17 protein-coding genes and 1 other RNA gene are annotated in these 16,153 nt (G+C 45.4%); 3 read left to right on the forward strand and 15 right to left on the reverse strand.

Going from position 1 to position 16,153, the window contains the following annotated elements:
- Window positions 1–4 precede the first annotated feature (4 nt).
- From BC8716_RS19685 to BC8716_RS19695, 3 genes are read right to left on the reverse strand one after another with little or no spacing between them, the layout of a single operon-like run.
- A complete protein-coding gene (locus BC8716_RS19685) occupies window positions 5–976 on the reverse strand; it encodes an ROK family glucokinase (RefSeq protein WP_094428451.1) in 972 nt (323 codons plus the stop codon).
- Window positions 969–1,181, reverse strand: coding sequence for a YqgQ family protein (locus BC8716_RS19690; RefSeq protein ID WP_094428453.1), 213 nt, complete (start codon window positions 1,179–1,181; stop codon window positions 969–971). The genes BC8716_RS19685 and BC8716_RS19690 overlap by 8 nt, the downstream gene beginning before the upstream one ends.
- Window positions 1,182–1,199: 18 nt before the next feature.
- Complete coding sequence (locus BC8716_RS19695) at window positions 1,200–1,709, reverse strand: hypothetical protein (protein WP_094428455.1); 510 nt, start codon at window positions 1,707–1,709, stop codon at window positions 1,200–1,202.
- A gap of 113 nt (window positions 1,710–1,822) precedes the next feature.
- On the opposite strand from BC8716_RS19695, the gene BC8716_RS19700 reads away from it, so the two are divergent.
- A complete protein-coding gene (locus BC8716_RS19700) occupies window positions 1,823–2,218 on the forward strand; it encodes a YueI family protein (RefSeq protein WP_094428458.1) in 396 nt (131 codons plus the stop codon).
- Window positions 2,219–2,231: 13 nt separating this feature from the next.
- On the opposite strand, the gene BC8716_RS19705 is transcribed toward BC8716_RS19700, so the two are convergent.
- The 9 genes from BC8716_RS19705 to BC8716_RS19745 form a co-directional block, all read right to left on the reverse strand.
- Window positions 2,232–3,686: a spore germination protein gene (locus BC8716_RS19705; RefSeq protein WP_094428460.1), complete on the reverse strand. Its 1,455-nt coding sequence runs from the start codon at window positions 3,684–3,686 to the stop codon at window positions 2,232–2,234.
- Between the two features lie 152 nt (window positions 3,687–3,838).
- Entirely contained in the window at window positions 3,839–5,410 is a 1,572-nt protein-coding gene (locus BC8716_RS19710; RefSeq protein ID WP_094428462.1) for a rhomboid family protein, read from the reverse strand.
- 82 nt (window positions 5,411–5,492) lie between these two features.
- Complete coding sequence (gene yqgO, locus BC8716_RS19715; RefSeq protein ID WP_094428464.1) at window positions 5,493–5,708, reverse strand: protein YqgO; 216 nt, start codon at window positions 5,706–5,708, stop codon at window positions 5,493–5,495.
- Between the two features lie 31 nt (window positions 5,709–5,739).
- Window positions 5,740–7,113 carry a Na+/H+ antiporter NhaC gene (gene nhaC / locus BC8716_RS19720; RefSeq protein ID WP_094429313.1) on the reverse strand — a complete coding sequence of 458 codons (1,374 nt, stop codon included), beginning with the start codon at window positions 7,111–7,113 and terminating at the stop codon, window positions 5,740–5,742.
- Window positions 7,114–7,381: 268 nt separating this feature from the next.
- A complete protein-coding gene (locus BC8716_RS19725) occupies window positions 7,382–8,395 on the reverse strand; it encodes a ThiF family adenylyltransferase (RefSeq protein WP_094428466.1) in 1,014 nt (337 codons plus the stop codon).
- 54 nt (window positions 8,396–8,449) lie between these two features.
- Window positions 8,450–9,250 carry a DUF92 domain-containing protein gene (locus tag BC8716_RS19730; RefSeq protein WP_094428468.1) on the reverse strand — a complete coding sequence of 267 codons (801 nt, stop codon included), beginning with the start codon at window positions 9,248–9,250 and terminating at the stop codon, window positions 8,450–8,452.
- A complete protein-coding gene (locus BC8716_RS19735) occupies window positions 9,247–9,810 on the reverse strand; it encodes a 5-formyltetrahydrofolate cyclo-ligase (protein WP_094428470.1) in 564 nt (187 codons plus the stop codon). The genes BC8716_RS19730 and BC8716_RS19735 overlap by 4 nt, the downstream gene beginning before the upstream one ends.
- A 61-nt stretch (window positions 9,811–9,871) precedes the next feature.
- Complete coding sequence (gene rpmG / locus BC8716_RS19740) at window positions 9,872–10,021, reverse strand: 50S ribosomal protein L33 (RefSeq protein ID WP_003323811.1); 150 nt, start codon at window positions 10,019–10,021, stop codon at window positions 9,872–9,874.
- A 74-nt stretch (window positions 10,022–10,095) separates the two neighbouring features.
- Window positions 10,096–10,788 carry a hypothetical protein gene (locus BC8716_RS19745; protein WP_094428472.1) on the reverse strand — a complete coding sequence of 231 codons (693 nt, stop codon included), beginning with the start codon at window positions 10,786–10,788 and terminating at the stop codon, window positions 10,096–10,098.
- Window positions 10,789–11,393: 605 nt separating this feature from the next.
- Here BC8716_RS19745 and BC8716_RS19750 point away from each other — a divergent pair.
- Window positions 11,394–11,777 (forward strand): hypothetical protein, encoded by a 384-nt coding sequence (locus BC8716_RS19750; RefSeq protein ID WP_094428474.1) that lies wholly within the window; start codon window positions 11,394–11,396, stop codon window positions 11,775–11,777.
- Window positions 11,767–12,243, forward strand: coding sequence for a hypothetical protein (locus BC8716_RS19755; protein WP_094428476.1), 477 nt, complete (start codon window positions 11,767–11,769; stop codon window positions 12,241–12,243). Before BC8716_RS19750 ends, BC8716_RS19755 begins: the two co-directional genes overlap by 11 nt.
- Before the next feature lie 96 nt (window positions 12,244–12,339).
- Here the strand turns inward: BC8716_RS19755 and BC8716_RS19760 are convergent, their stop codons facing one another.
- The 3 genes from BC8716_RS19760 to BC8716_RS19770 all read right to left on the reverse strand — a co-directional run bounded on the left by BC8716_RS19760 (window position 12,340) and on the right by BC8716_RS19770 (window position 16,057).
- Entirely contained in the window at window positions 12,340–14,442 is a 2,103-nt protein-coding gene (locus BC8716_RS19760; RefSeq protein WP_094428478.1) for a peptidoglycan D,D-transpeptidase FtsI family protein, read from the reverse strand.
- A 90-nt stretch (window positions 14,443–14,532) separates the two neighbouring features.
- Window positions 14,533–14,714: non-coding RNA, 6S RNA (gene ssrS, locus BC8716_RS19765), on the reverse strand.
- A gap of 50 nt (window positions 14,715–14,764) precedes the next feature.
- The gene (locus tag BC8716_RS19770; RefSeq protein ID WP_094428480.1) at window positions 14,765–16,057 is read right to left on the reverse strand and encodes an MFS transporter; all 1,293 of its coding nucleotides are present in this window, start codon (window positions 16,055–16,057) and stop codon (window positions 14,765–14,767) included.
- Window positions 16,058–16,153: the final 96 nt, after the last annotated feature.

The following is a 16,153-nucleotide window of genomic DNA, read 5'->3' on the forward strand; positions in this document are numbered from 1 at the left end:
TCATTCACTTTTTCCTAGCGTCTTCCTGTGTTGCTTTTGCCTGAATAGCAAGCCAAACAGCACCGTAAATCCCAGCGTCATTCCCTAAATGGGCCAATTTAATTTCAGCACTCTCGGAAACACGGGGCAACGCAAATTGCTTAAATACGATGCGAAGCGGGGCGAGCAAGCTTTCTTTCGCTTTAGAAACACCACCGCCGATAATAATTTTTGTCGGATTGAGCGCATTAGCCAAATTCGCTATTGCAAAACCAAGGTGAAAGGTTGCTTCGCTGACCACATCTTTAGCAAGTGCATCGCCAGCTTTAGCGGCATCGAAAATATCCTTTGTTGTTAACGCCCCTTCTCCAAAGCGATGCAAAGCACTATCTTTATTTGTTGTTAACTTTTCCTTGGCCATCCGTAAAATGCCCGTTGCCGAAGATACCGTTTCCAGGCAGCCCGTTTTGCCGCAATTGCACGGTGCCCCACCTTCAGGGATGACTGTTATGTGGCCAATTTCGCCGCCCATTCCACTTGCGCCGTGGAGAATTTGTCCTCTTGTAATAATGCCACCGCCGACACCTGTACCAAGTGTGATAAACAATTCTTCTTCAGCGCCATCCCCTGCGCCGCGCCATTTCTCTCCAAGTGCTGCCAAATTGGCATCATTGTCGACGCGGACAACCACTCCAAGGGCGCGTTCCAGCTCTTCTCTTAGTGGATAGTTGCGCCAGCCAATATTGACGGCATGGTGAATAAAACCAGTTTCCATTTCAATGAATCCTGGCGCACCTACTCCAGCCCCCAACAAGGTTGCATGTTGCGGCAGCCGGCTTTGAATGCTTGCGGCGATCTGGTCGACAATGTGTTTGCCGTTTTCGCTCACGTCTGTGGGAATCTCCCATTTATCTTTTAACTCGCCTGTTTCCGTAAGAAACGCCAACTTTACGGTCGTTCCACCAATGTCAATTCCTGCATAGTAGACCTCAGTCATTTGCTCTCTCCCCCATTTTTGCCGCACGCTGTTCACGTTTTAATACAAGCATTGCTTGTTGGAATTCGACACGTTCGATTAGGCCAAGTCGATGAAGTTCCTCCATTTCCATTTGCATCAACTGCATGTCTGCATCCAAATCCCTTGTATAAATGAAAGCGCCATATTGCTTTAACAACTGCTTGACTTCGAAAAGCGTTTTCATTGGCTCACCTCTAGCTTATTATATCAGTTTCAGTACTGCAATAAAAAGAAATGAGATAAGAGGCAAGAATGCCGCAATGTAAACATTTCGTAGCCAACCCAATATCGTATTATACAACAATACGCCTAAAAAAACGCTTCCTGTAAACAAAATTGCCATTCCTAATGTAAAAAACGTGCCGAACCCTGCCGTTCCCCATTGTACGCCCATCAAGAAAAACAGAATGGCAGCAATGAATCCGACTGGACTAACACCAGGACGATAACCGCAAGTAGGATGATATGAACGGAACAAGGCGATGATAAACAAAAACGAGCACATGGCGATTACAATGTCCAAAAACCGCAAGCCAAGCCAATTTGGGCCAACCAGCGCGAGAAACATGCCGACATAAGCAAAAAAGAAAAAGCTAATGCTAGACACGGATAGCCCTAAAATAGGCGGGACAAATTTCATCGTGGCGACGATCCCGCCAATTGCGGCCCCCAACACAAACACAAAAGCGGCCACCATAAATGCAAACCCCATGTGATCAACCCCTCATGAAAATTGTTAAACAATTGTACTACTATAGCTTATGTGCTTGGTTGAAAAATAAGGACATGAATGCCATGATGGAGATATAAAGAAGGAGTGGGAAAATGGGAAGAGATGTAAACGACCTATTAGAAAAAGCGATTTATGGAAATCCAGAAACAAAACCAGCGGAACGCCGTTTGTTTTTGACGACAATTTTGGAAAGGGTCTATCTTGCATTAACGAAAAAGCAAGTCCAGGCTGCTCCAGTTTACAGGGAAGTCGAACAAACGATGGCTAAGGCTAACAACCTCCATCTGTTTTTAAATGGCAACCTGGCTTATAACGATTATGCGGCTTACATTAAAATAGCCGTCAGCCAGAACGTTCCATACACGATTGTGAATCCGCCAACGCCGACACCCTTTGCCCTTGTTTTAGCTGACAAAAGCCAGCCAGTGCAAAAAGCAGACCGTTTTATAAAAGATGACTTGTATGAAATAGACATGGCTGCTGATTGAAAACCCCGATTTGCTAACGGTCCGGATCTTGGGGATGAATAATGACTGGCCTGCGGTTTTTTACAGGCATTGGCACTCGAAAAACGACGTCTCGTAATGCTTTTGCATTAAAAGGAATAAATGGCCACATATAAGGAACATCCATCCCCTTTAAACGGACAAGCATCACTAACCAAATGGTCGAGGCAATCATAAGCCCTGGCAACTTAAAGGCGGCAGTAGCCACCAACAAAAGTACACGCATAAATCGGTTGGCAAGGGAAAGTTCATAACTAGGTGTTGCAAACGTACCGACAGCGGCAATCGCTAAGTAGAGGATCACTTCTGGGGAAAAGACACCGACTTGGATGGCAATATCGCCAATCAATAAGGCTGCCACAAGCCCAAGCGCTTCTGCGACTGCATTCGGTGTATGAATCGACGCCATTCGCAACATTTCAATCCCTGCTTCTGCGATGACAAATTGGGCAAACAGTGGCAAGCTCCCCTTTTCTTCTGTGCCGATAAACGCCAAACTATCTGGCAATAAAAACGCATTTGTTGCGAATAAATACCATAACGGCAGCAAGAAGATCGACGAAAAAACAGCAGCGAATCTGACTAGCCTCAGCATTGCTCCTATGATTGGTTTTTGACGGTACTCCTCTGCATGTTGAAGCAAGTGCCAGAAAGTAGTAGGTGTAATCATGACACTTGGCGACCCATCGACAAGAACGAGGACATGGCCCTCAAATAAATGGGTGGCACATACGTCTGGCCGTTCTGAATAACGCACAAGTGGATAAGGGTTGCTGCTTTCTTTAAAGATAAATTCTTCAATTGATTTATCTGCCATGGGTACACCATCGGTGTCAATTGCATCAAGGGCAGCGGTCATTTGCTCGACATAACGCTTATCAGCAATATCGCCAATGTACATTAAGGCTATATCTGTTTTAGAACGTCGCCCAACTTGCTTGAACACGACGCGCAGCGTCCGGTCACGAACTCTTCTGCGGATCAGAGCTGCGTTCATAACGAGCGTTTCGACAAGCCCGTCTCTCGAACCACGAACAACTTGCTCTGTATCTGGCTCCTCCGGACTTCGAACAGGATACTCCCTCGTGTCAATCAGCAGGCAATAGTCAAGGCCTTCAACGAGCAAAGCCGCTGGCCCGGCCAACACTTGCTCTACGACTTGGTTCAAGTCTCTTTCGGTTTCAACTTCTGCATAAGGAATCCGGCTTTGCAGTAAGGCATCATATCGGTCTTGCAATTCATCTTCAGTCGTATGGGAAAGTTCCCGTTGGATTTGTGTCAGTGCGATATCTTTGGCAAAACCATCAACTAAAAAAAGCGCCATCCGTTTGTTTGCATGCCGCATTTCCAAACAAATCAAATCAAAGTTTTCTTCTACCGCCAATTCCTTTTTCAAAAAGGCAAGCCCATCTTCATAAGAGGTCAACTTTTGCTGCTTTTGGCCAGGCATTCTTGTCACCCTTTCAATCGTCCAGTCCTTTTACATAGCTTGGCTTTCCTTTCCAAAAATATGTGAGTCAACGTCAGTAAAAACGAACAGCAAAAAAAGCCAGTCAAATACTCAACTGGCTGCTTGACAGCACACTGACTTCCTACTAAGTGCTAGTGCTGTTGCTGTTCAATTTCTTCCTGCACTTCTCGATAACGATCGATTTCTACATCTGGATGTTCGTCTTGCTCTCCTTGTTTAATCGCCTCTTCCACCGCCTTCTGAGCTTGCTCAATTTCCCCTTGCTGCCAATAAATAAGGGCCAGATTAAACCACGCTTGATGGAAGTGGCGATTTTCAGAAGTGACAAATTCCAGCTTCTCCTGTGCGGCCTTATCTTTGCCGTCTTGCATATCCAAATACGCTTGCAAAAACAGCAGCTCTACATGCTCACTATCTTGTTCAAGCCCTTCTGCCACAAGAGGCCGTGCTTCCTCCCAATTCCCTTGCTGAAACAGGCGATTTGCTTCTAGCGCGGCCATATCTGGGTTGACTGTCCCTGCGGCCGACTGATAGCCAAAAAACAGCAAACTAGCTGCCAGGACGATATAACCTGCCAGTGCAGATAAGGACCATAGCACATTTGTTTTTCTTGTTTCCTTTGGCATACGTACAGCTGCAGCTGCCAAAAAACCACCGACTAAGCCGCCGCCATGGGCGCCTATGTCAATTCCAGGAACAATAAAACCAAGGAAAAAGTTAATGATCAATAGCACGATCACACTGCGGCCCAGTGTGCGAAAAAACAAAGAAGGCTGTTTAATGCCGAAATAGAGCAAAGCGCCAAAACAGCCGAATAATGCCCCTGACGCACCTGCTGACAAAGAGTCTGTGAAAGCAAAGCTAACGGCAGACCCAAATAAGCCAGCCATGAAATAAATGACCAAAAACCGTATCGAACCAAAAAGTTGCTCCACTGCACTGCCTAAAAAGTAAAGCGCCATGCCGTTCATCAACAAATGGAAAAAGCCAATGTGCAAAAACATCGCTGAAAATAGACGCCACCACTCGCCCTCTACAATGAGTGGATTGTATTTTGCGCCAAAGTCAATTAACGTTTCAATGTTGGTGCTTCCTCCATTTGCTTCAAGGACGCTATACATAATTAATATCGAAATTAACAGCGCATAGATCACTCGAGGTTTTCCAAAAAACAACGTTTGCCGTTCTTTTGTCTGGCGGCCAACGGTCGTGCGTTTTACGTTTTCGTGAATCCGCAAAATCTCCTGTTCCATCGCCTCGTGAGAATCCAATGGCTCAAACGGTGGCAGCCCGTCATTCTCCAATGTTTGTTCAGTGATCTCATTGTATGTATCCGTATCTGTATGCAAGGCAATGTTGCGAATTTTTCCTTTTCGGTTGCCGATCGTAAAAGGCTCCATCGTTTCTTCCCATGAATCAACAGGAGGCAAGCTCATCACATAGACGTTTTCTCCTTGAATTTCCCAAACGCCAAGCTGTTTATAAATCGTGTTAAATTGTTGCTTGGCATGGCCGATATCCCGTTTCAGGCGATTCGCCCAATCGACTTCAGAGAGCACAATGCGAATAACACGCCGCGGTTTCACGGTATCGTCTTCTAGCCATACTTGCGTATTGTATAGCGCAAGCACGCGGAACTGTTTCTTTAATGCATAATGCTCCACGATTTTCCAGAAAAAATAGCGGTGTACAACCGTATCCAAGCCTAATTCCTCCTTATTTCTGCCAGTTCTTTTATTATAACAAGTTTGCCTAAAAAGAAACGAAAGAAAAGTCCTGACAACATCAGAACTTTTCTTTGTATAATTCCGTCGGCTCAGCTGGTCGATTAAAGAGAGTAGGCATAAACCGGTTACGAACAAATGGCATTCTTAACACCGCCCTAACGGCCAGCCGCCTGAGCAGTGGTTGGCGCAAAAACGCATTTAACAGCCGATATCGGTATTTACAAATAGCAAGAATGGCAATAAACGTCGAGACAGCGACTAACACTTGACGCATAACGTCACCTCCACTCTTACTATACCGACTTTTATTTGTTTTTATCCAAAGGAGCTATGCCGATTCCTAAATAGCCAAAGGCAACCGTAAGTAGTGGAGATAAAATAAGGAAAAAAGCAAAAGGGGCATATTCAAGCACAGATACACCAAGTGTTTGCGCAAAAAAAGCGCCGCTCACCCCCCATGGAATAAGGGGATTGACAAGTGTACCCGCATCTTCAAGCGTCCGCGACAAATTTTTCGGAGCAAGCCCTGCCTGTTCATAATAACGTTTGAAAAAACTGCCTGGTAGTAAAATTGATAAATATTGTTCCCCCGTTACAGCATTAGTGCCGATCGAGGCTAACGCTGTTGAAGCAATTAAATGCCCCCTCTTCGCCAATAGCTTTTTCATGTTTGCAAACAATGCTTCAATAAAACCGATGTGTTGAATCACACCGCCTAAAGCAAGCGCCAGCAACACTAATGAGACGGACCACATCATCGATTGAATTCCGCCAGCATTAAGAATGCCGTCAAGTAGTTCATTGCCAGTCGTTCCCTCGAAGCCCGACTGCAATACGGTTAACATATAAGCCAGTGACGACTCTTGCTGAACCACGACAGTCAGCAACAAGCCTGAGACAATCCCAGCGACTAAAACAGGCAGCACTGGCAACCGCAGCATCGCCAACAGAACAACGAGCAAAGGCGATAGCAACGTGAGCCAGCTAATCGTAAACGACGCCTTTAACGCTTCTAAGAGTCCAGCAAGGTCAGACGGCTCTCCGCTTTGTTGCCCGCCGATTATAAAAAACAACAAATAAGTGATGAAAAGCGCTGGTACGGTCGTCCACATTAAATGCTTAATATGGGCAAAAAGCTGTTCACCGGCCACTGCAGGTGCAAAGTTGGTTGTATCAGATAAAGGCGACATTTTATCGCCGAAACAGGCTCCACAAACAACTGCTCCAGCAGTGAGTGGAGCTGGCACGCCCAAGGCAAGGCCGACGCCCATAATTGCCACACCAACTGAGCCAACAGTCGTAAACGCGCTTCCTGTAAAAGTGGAAACGAGAATGCAGACGGTTAAAGCGCTAATGGCAAACCATTCGGGCGTCAACAACTGCACTCCAAAATACAATAACGTTGGAACTGTTCCGCTCATCATCCATACGGCGATGACTGCCCCGACAAGCATCAAGATCAATAATGGGGCAACTCCCCCTTGTATGCCTTTAATAAGCGCCCCTTCTAATGATTTATAAGAGAAGCCCAACAGCCGACCCCAAATGGTTGTCACAATAAGCGCCAACAAAATCGGAAGATGGGGATCAATTTTAAGGAAGAACATGCAACCGCCTAATAGAGCGATAAAAAAGAGCAAAAAGATTATAACCATTGATAAGCTAGGTTTCTTTTCCATCATAAACACCGAAGTCCTTTTCTTCATTCTATGACACTTTACCGCGTCGGTGCGAATTAGCAACAACTTCTGCTAGCTTAAATGCGTTCCTTTTTTTCGTCAAGCCCCAACAACCATTTACGATTATGCAAAGTCCTAGAGCAGCTGCCTGTTATAGTGAATATTTTTTTAGGGTAGGCTAAGTGTCTTGAATTTGAATGGCACGAAACAAGAAAGAACGACACGGGCGCTTCGGTTTTAGCTGTATATTCTTTATCCAGCCGACTTTTTAGTCGCCAATATATTTGCTAAAAAGCGTTCTTGCACGGCTAATGTCTTCCGTTCCTTGTACAAGCACTCGCCCATCAGGAAATAGGACCAATTGTTCACCCTCTGGGAGAGAGACACGAACAAGAAAGGGCGTTTCTTTCACAGTGGCGATTGGTTGAAGCTTTGCTGCCCACTCTTTTAACTGAAACCGCGAGCCAGTCGCAATTTGTACCGTGTCTCTCCCACATAATGTTGTTTCCGCTTCTTGTTCGACTTGTAATGCCGGATATTCATGCAATTGGCAAGTCGGGCAGTCTGGTTTCGGCGCCTGAAATTGGAGCTTATGGTCATAATTGCCCCACAGATCAAATGTCTGTACAGAACGCCGTAATTGATCTGTTGCTCCGACTAAGTATTTCAGTGCCTCGACAACCTGGTAAGAGGCTACAATATCAACAACAGGGGAAATGACGCCGACTGTGTCACACGTCTCCCCCGGGGATGCACCGCTTGTGATAAAACAGCGCAAGCATGGCGTTTTTTCAGGAACTAGGAAAGCACTCATGCCCCTGGCGCTTACAGCTCCGCCATACCCAAAAGGAATGCCTTTTTTAAAACAGGCATCATTAAGCAAAAAACGTGTTTTAAAATTATCCGTCCCATCTAATACGAGATCGATTCCCTCCATTAGCATATCCACATTTTGTATCGTTACATCTTCTACAAATGCTTCAATGTGCACCGATCCGTTCACTTTTTCTAACATTTGTTTTGCAGCGACCGCCTTTGGCAGTGCTTGTTCTACATCGCTTTCAGTAAACAGCATTTGCCTTTGCAAATTGCTCATTTCTACGTAATCACGATCGACAATGCGAATATGGCCAACGCCAGAACGAACCATATGGTTAGCAAGGACCGTTCCTAAGGCGCCCACGCCAACAATTAGCACATGGCTGTTTAATAGCCGTTGTTGCCCTTCCTCACCAATTCCAGAAAACAATAGCTGTCTTGAATAACGTTCTAAATGAGCCATAAGCGTTTCCTCCTTGTTCCACCAATTGTATTAAAAATAGTCGCAACTACCCCGTTATCGCCCAATCAATGCGACTGCTAAAACGCCAAGCACCGCTCCTGTAAACGTGCAAATAAAATTGATGGTGTCGTTTGTTGCTAAACGGTACCCTTTTATCTTTTCTGTTTTCTCTCCACAGTGGTTTGGTCTTTCTGTCTCTAACCCGCAAACAGGGCAACGGTACAACACTTGAATGGCAGCACCAAAAAGAGAATCAGCTAAATTGGCGAGAAAGCCGATTGCTGAATAGACTAGTAACCAAATATGGCTCAATGGCGTATATCTCCACCATAATAAAATGGCCGTTGCTGCGACAAGAAAACTGCCTGCAAAAGCGGCTGCCATACCAAGCGCAGATACAGCTCCTGATACGCCGGGAGAAACGCGCTTCAAAGTCAATAGATGGATCGGTTTCTCTCTGCTATATTTTCCAAGCTCTGATGCCCAAGTATCGGCAGTGGCGCCAGCTAAACTGCCAATAAATCCAGCAAAGGCAAAGGCAGCATAGCCAGGAAACAACCAAGCCAACAACGAGCAAAGACCCGCAACACCACCATTTGCCAATACTTGCCAGGCATCACGAGCGCCGTGTTTGGCAACCACATCGACATCCACTTTTGAAGAGTCTAGACGACCCCATACAATTGAGCTGCCAAAGAAAACGGCAATCACCACTAACCCCCCTACACCGACGCCCGCTATTGTCAGCCACCCAACAACACACGCGGCCCACATGCCAGAAGCGGTCAGTTTGTCCAGCTTGTATAAAAGGAGTGCCGCTATCCCAATCCCAACATAAGCCAAAAGGGAGATCATGAAGCATCAATCCTGTCGTCAGAGATGATCTTGTCAACCAGAACATCATGGGGTTCCGTTGGCAAATCAGAAAACAGTTGTTCACGAAAACATAACGCAACTGTTAAACCTGAACAGCTTGGCAAAAAACGATCATAAAAACCCCCGCCTAAACCAAGTCGTTTTCCCGTCTTTGTAAACGCCACACCTGGGACAACAATGAGTTCTAGCTCATCAGGACGAGCGAGGCACGATTCATTTGGTTTCGGCTCGAACAGGCCATACTTGTTTTCTACCAATTCATCAGTAGAGGTTATGTAAAAGAACGCCATTGTCCGCTCTTTCATGTTGATACGCGGCAAGGCCACTTTTTTATTCTCAGCTAATGCGCCAGCAATCAATGGCGCTGTCTCTACTTCCGGAAAGCGAGAGACCGTTAGGGCAATGGTTTTTGCCTGTTTCCAATCATCCTGTTGCATGAACAAATCGGCAAGCTCGGTTGAACGTTGCTTATACACATGCGCTGGCAACATGTTCAACTGTTTAGAGACGTCATTTCGAATGTTCTGTTTACTACGCATATCGGCATCACTCCAAGTATCATGGTCACGGCAAAAAAATAAGCAGCGGATGACCGGCTGCTTACTTTGTTTCGCGATGAAGTGTGTGGCGCTTTAAACGCGGGCTATATTTCTTAAGTTCAATACGCTCTGGATTTGTGCGCTTGTTTTTTGTAGTGATATAATTGCGATCACCCGTCTCCGTACAAGCAAGTGTAACTTGAACACGCATCTGTTATCCCTCCAAACTCGTCCTACATACTCAGCTATGATAGCAAATTCCATCATAATTTGCAAGCTTCGATTTCATTGCCCATAAGCGGCCTGCAGCCTTTTATGGGATTGATTTAACGCTTCCAAGCTTCGGGAAGAAAGCATCCAGGCATGGCCTTTTACGCTTGCTTGAGAAGCGAGGACACAACTCGCAGCCAACACGCTTTCTAAGCTCGTAGCTGAAAATGGCGAAAAAAACAATTTTCCTTCTTGAGAATTCCAGTTTTTCTTTAAGCTTCCGGCTCCTGGCTGAATAAAAGCCGCGTCACGCATCGTCAAGGAAAACAGCGAAAATTGATTCTCTGCGTGATGGATGAGCGCTTTATCTTGAGGGGAATAAAAAGCAATGCCTTGCGACTGCACTAAAGGCAAATGGTGGAACAACAATTTCACCTGTTTGGCGTCGGTGCCCTGGTTTTGGATTCTTACTTCTCTCAAGCAGCCAAGGCGATCTGGCGATTCACGATCAATGATCGTTACAAGTACATTCCATCCTTTATGAAATGCTTGGCTCATAATCGATAACGCGGTTTTAGAAAATGCAGCTTGAACGCTCCAATCGCCGTCCCCCACCCAAGAGGTCTTGCCATCCTGCCAAAGCCCAATACGCGAGAGTGCTTGTTGGCCTTCACATAGCTTCAACCTAGCATGAATGTCTACATAAAAAGATGCTTTTGTAGCGGAGTCCGTATTTAATTCTCGCGAAAAGTCTGGCAAAACGTACATCGAATCTCTCCTTTATTCAGCTCATTTTTTTGTGAACATGCACGATTGTAAATTTCATTTTCAAAAAACTACCCAAACAGAAACAACATTTTAAATTTGCAAAAATTAATCCCGGTGAACGTCCATAATAATGCTCGTTTGTTGCAAACTCCCCATCCGCCTAGGTTCCTTCGGTGCTAGGCGAATTCGGCTTGTTATGCCTATATTCTTCCAGCCTCTAGCCTACTGCTGCTTTGTCTTATATACAGCCGTTTGGCTTATGTAAAGCTTGCATCCCACACGACTTTAAATAGCAGTAACAATCCCACACAGCATAACGACAAATCGTTTCGCCTAATAAAAGCTCTACTAACAGCATACCCCTTCTTTTAGCATCCTACAAGAAGTGCAAATTGTATAATTTTGTAGAACCAATTCCCTAGTTGCAGCAAGTATTTCCCTTTCTCTTTAGCCTGTTATCATAGCCATTACCTGGAATCATGTCTGATTTTGTCAAAAATCACCGCATCGTGCCATAAATTTAAGATTTTGAAATGAAAAATCAGCGATTTCATGTATAATAATAGGATGTAACACAGTTGATAAAGTAGGAGGGTACGTTTTCAATGGAATGGACATTGGCCATTTTACTCGTAGTTGCGATTGCCTTGCTTGTGCTTTCGTTTTTCAAAGCCGAAAAACCATCGAAAGTGGACGAGCAAATCGAGCAGCTTTCCATTTCGTTTATGCAAGAGCTGCATCAGCTAAAGAACCAAATTCGCGATATGGAACTCGACGCTGAAATCGCTGCACATGAGCCAGGAGCGCAAGCGCGATCATCATCGCATCAAAAATTGCTTAGAGAAATTCTTGATCTGCATAAACGCGGCTATTCAGTTGAAGGCATTGCAATCGAAACAGAGCTCGAAACCCATGAAGTAGAGCGCCTGTTGGCCCCGTACGTTTACAATGGCACAAAAGAAAGAAAGAAGGCTGCAAATGAGTCCTAAATCATTGCGCAGTTTTGCTTGTGGCTTGCTTGTAGCTGCTGTGGCGCTTGGCGCAGTATACTTTATCCAGGGAGACGGGGCCTCTTCCGCTGCTGCACCAGAACTCACTGAAGATGAGATGAAGCAATCACTCGCAGACGCTGGCTATGTCATCGAACAACAAGACACATGGAATCAGATGGAAAGCGATTTACAAGAAGCACAAGCTGCCTTAGAAGAAGCAAATCAAAACGAAGATGGGGATAGCGAAGAGAGAATTGTTTACAGAACCATTCTTCATGTTCAATCGGGAATGACAAGCATTGACGTCGGCCAAATGCTTGAAGAGGCAGGCATTGTAGACAACGCCCATGACTTTTTTGATGCCGTTGACGAACGTGGCTTATCAGGTGAGCTAAAACCGCAAGTCACCGGGGAATTAACGAGTGAAATGAGCATGGACGAAATCTTAGATGAATTGTTCTAAATACAGTATTCGACGCTTACTACATTCATTCCTCTTTATTTAGCAAATTTCTTATATAAAAGGCCAGCGAGCTCTATCTGCTCGCTGGCCTTTTATTTACTCATTCTCAAACAAATCAACTTCGTCCATGACTGAATCGACTGATTTAGGGCCATCTCGGTTCTCCTGTAAATCAAAGTAGTCATTGACTAAGTCTTGGGCAATGCCTTGGGCAATTTTATACGATGTCCCCCTTGGAATTTGCACTTTTGGAGCGATGACAGCAAAAGCGATTTCTGGGTCGTCATAAGGAGCATAGCCAATAAAGCTTTGGTTGTTTCCGTTTAAAACTTGGCGGTTATCCCCTTCGCCAATCGCTACGGAAATCTCTGCTGTCCCAGTCTTGGCGGCAATCGGCACATCCGTTTTTATTGAACTAGCTGTACCGCGACTGCCTGTCACAACACGGCGGAAGCCGTTTTGCACCACGTCAAGCTTGTCTTTAGACATGTCGACTTCATTAAGCACTTCAGGCGCAAATTCTTTCACAACGGTCGCTTCTTCTCCATTAATAGAAGGCTCCAATATTTCTTTGACAAGACGAGGGCGCATGCGCACACCATCATTGGCAATCGTGCTCGCGTATTGGCCAACCTGCAACGTTGTATAAGTGTCGAATTGGCCGATCATAAAGTCAAGTGAAGCCCCTGGCTCTTGTGGAACGCCGGTAATACCTGTTACTTCATGGGGAAGGTCAATTCCCGTTTGAGTCCCTAAGCCAAATTGGCTGAAATAATAACGTGAACGCTCTAACACATCATTGGCGACGGACAGGCCAAACAAGCTACGTTGGCTTTGGGGGATGTTGGCGTTGTACGTATAGTTGCCCATTCGCATCGCTATTTCAAACATATAGACGTTCGATGACCGTTCTAGCGCCGTGCCCATATTGACAGGCCCCATAGTGGACACCGATTTTTTCTCAGGTGTGCCATTAAAATGCAACGGCCTGTCATTGACAACTGTATCAGGGGAGACAACTCCCTCTTGCATGCCGGTTAACACGGATGCCCCTTTGACGACAGAGCCAAACTCAAACGCATTGTTCACAGCTCCTGTTGGGTGCACATAGCTTTCATCTTCTCCGGCAGGATCGACAAAACCGCTAATCGCTAATATTTCACCTGTTTTTGGATTCATCACAATTGCATAGGCGCTGCCTTCTTGCTGCTGCAAGTAGTAGCCGCGGTTTTTCATGACATGTTTTTCTACCGCTTCATCAAGCAGTTGTTGGTACTCCATATCAACGCTTAATACTAAGTCATTGCCACGGCTGCCAAGTGTTTCTTCGACGACGCTTTCCGCTTCCTCGCCGCCAGTCCGTGTCGATGTCCGCGAAATTTCTGCTTTTGTGCCACGGAGCACATTTTCATATTGAAGCTCCAAGTAGCTGTTGCCGACAAGATCAGAGCGGGCATAGCCGTTTGCCAAATAATCATCGACTTTTTCTGATTGGATTGACCCGACACTGCCATACAATTGCCGCAACGTGTCGCCATATACGTACTCCCTCGTCGCATCCCGCTGCAAGTCGATGTTCGGCAGCTTGTCCAAGTGCTCACTTAACACGTGGGCTTCCTCTTCCGTAATCGATTGTTTGATTCGTTGCGGCGTTCCGCTAGTACCGCGGAGCATATGTGTAAAAATCGCAATGACTTGTTCTTCTTCTTTCGAATAGCCATCAACCATCTCTTCATTAATTTCATCTATAATCGTTTGGTACTCGTCTTTATCGTCGACTTTTTTTCCTTCGATTAACGCTTTCCGCTCTTCTTCGCTATGAGTGACATACCAATATTCTTGTTTGTCGCGAAAACGGAGATTCTCCGTGTCGACTTCGATGAAATCAGACAGCTTTTTCGCTAATTCAAGAATCTCTTCCGCTTTTTGGTTCCCTGGATTGGTGTAAGTGACAGACAACTCCATCGAGTTGTCGACCACCACATTGCCGTAGCGATCATACATCAGTCCACGGGGCGCGTCGATACGGGCCGTTTGGTTCGATACATGTGTTAACTCTTCTTCGTAAGATTCGCCTTGGACTATTTGCACCATGCCGAGACGCAAAATCAATGCAGAAAACAACAAAAACACGCCAAGAAACAAAATATTTAGCCTGGCAGATACTTGGCCGCGCGCTTTGTTTTTTTTCTCAGCCATCATTTCCCCTCCATCATCATTTATGTATCGCCTAACAGCTTATAAATTTCCAACACAAAAAGACACCCGGCAAGCGGATGTCTTTTCTTCTCTTTACCCGCGGGTGCCGTTAGCAGTAAATGTTTCATGAACCTACTCTCGCAGGTGGGTGTTCGCAGTTCACGTTCCGAAGTCCGAACCAGTCGGCATGACGTAGAGTCAATCATATAGAACTCCCTTTTTTACATTCAAGGTTCGAAACATAAAAAAGCACACGAACATAGCAGGCAATTCTTGTCTATTATAATATGGACGACACAATCTGTCAAAGGCCGAGAAAAAGTTACACCGAGCCTCCAGCGCTATTTTCCCCGTCTGGGTCCCCTGCATACTGAACATGGCTAGGTTCAGGATCTTGGGGGCTTAACTGAATGTTTCGCACAAAAAAATAGATCCATAAATGACCTGAACCGACAAGAAGCAATACGGCTGGAATCGCCTGTTTTTCTGGAAATAAGCTAATCGCAGCAATAAATAAAAGAATCGATAACATTCTCCCTGTATTTAACACACATTCACGGACGATGATATACTCAACCCGCAATTCCGCTGCATTGTACGAACGGCCAATTACATCGTACGTAAGCGAAATATATGGGATGAGCAGCAATGGATAGGCGATGGAAATAAACACCCCATACGTGATGAGTTTAGCAAAGCTTAAGTGAAACAGAAGGATGAAGATCGCTCCATATAAGATGCAACCGCCTACTAATATGGCCCGCTTTCGGAAAGCGCGCTTTAACAGCCGGGCTGCTAAATAATATACCACCAACTGTACACTGGAAGTGACCAGCCCATATGTGCCAAGAGCAAGCTCGTTGCCAGTTGTCACGTATACCCATACGACGATGACAAATGCAAACGTCCCTTCTCGAAAACCTTGGAATAAATGGGCACAAAGTATCCTCGCCCAATCTTTGTTTCGGCGTCGTTCTTTCAATACTTCTCTTAATTGCAGCTTTCCTTTCGCATGCCGTTTGGAAAGCCACATTGTTAAAACGACACCGATAAGAAATAGCGTCAGCGAACAGGCAAAAATGAGGAAATACCCGCGGTAACCAGTCATCCTCGTAATGATAAACCCAGCCAGCAGTGGGCCTGTCATCCCAGCAAAAGAGGTTAGCAGTCCTAAAAAGCCGTTAAAAAAGTCGCGTGTATCCGGCTCTGTTACTTCAAACGTCAGCACATTAAATGCAAGCCAATAACAACCAGCGCCAGCACCAAGCAACGCACCAAGCAAAAGCAAATAATCCGCGGCATGTGACCCGGCTAGAAGCACCGTGATGTAGAAAAGCGACATAATGCTTACGCCTAGGCGCAAAATAAACACGCGGTCGATTCTTTTCGTTAGCTTCCCTGCAAGGATAAAGGCGAGTGGCTGCAACATGACAGACATTAAATTGTATAAAGCGAGGTCCATAAATTTCCCAGACTGTTTCCACAAGAATATATTTACAAATGTATTGGAAAGCGCCACACTTAGTGCATAAAGGCCGCCAATGACAAGGAGCAATTTCAAATCTTTTGATGCTTCTACATGGCCGAACACTTTATCTGCCAATTTCTTTTGCATGACCTCACCACCTTAATCGGTAGTGTGATCTGTTTTATTTCCTGCTATGCACGTTTTTAAGCCTTTGCCCAATGAAAAAGCCGCAAAGCGAAATGC

Source organism: Shouchella clausii (assembly GCF_002250115.1).
GTDB lineage: Bacteria > Bacillota > Bacilli > Bacillales > Bacillaceae_D > Shouchella > Shouchella clausii.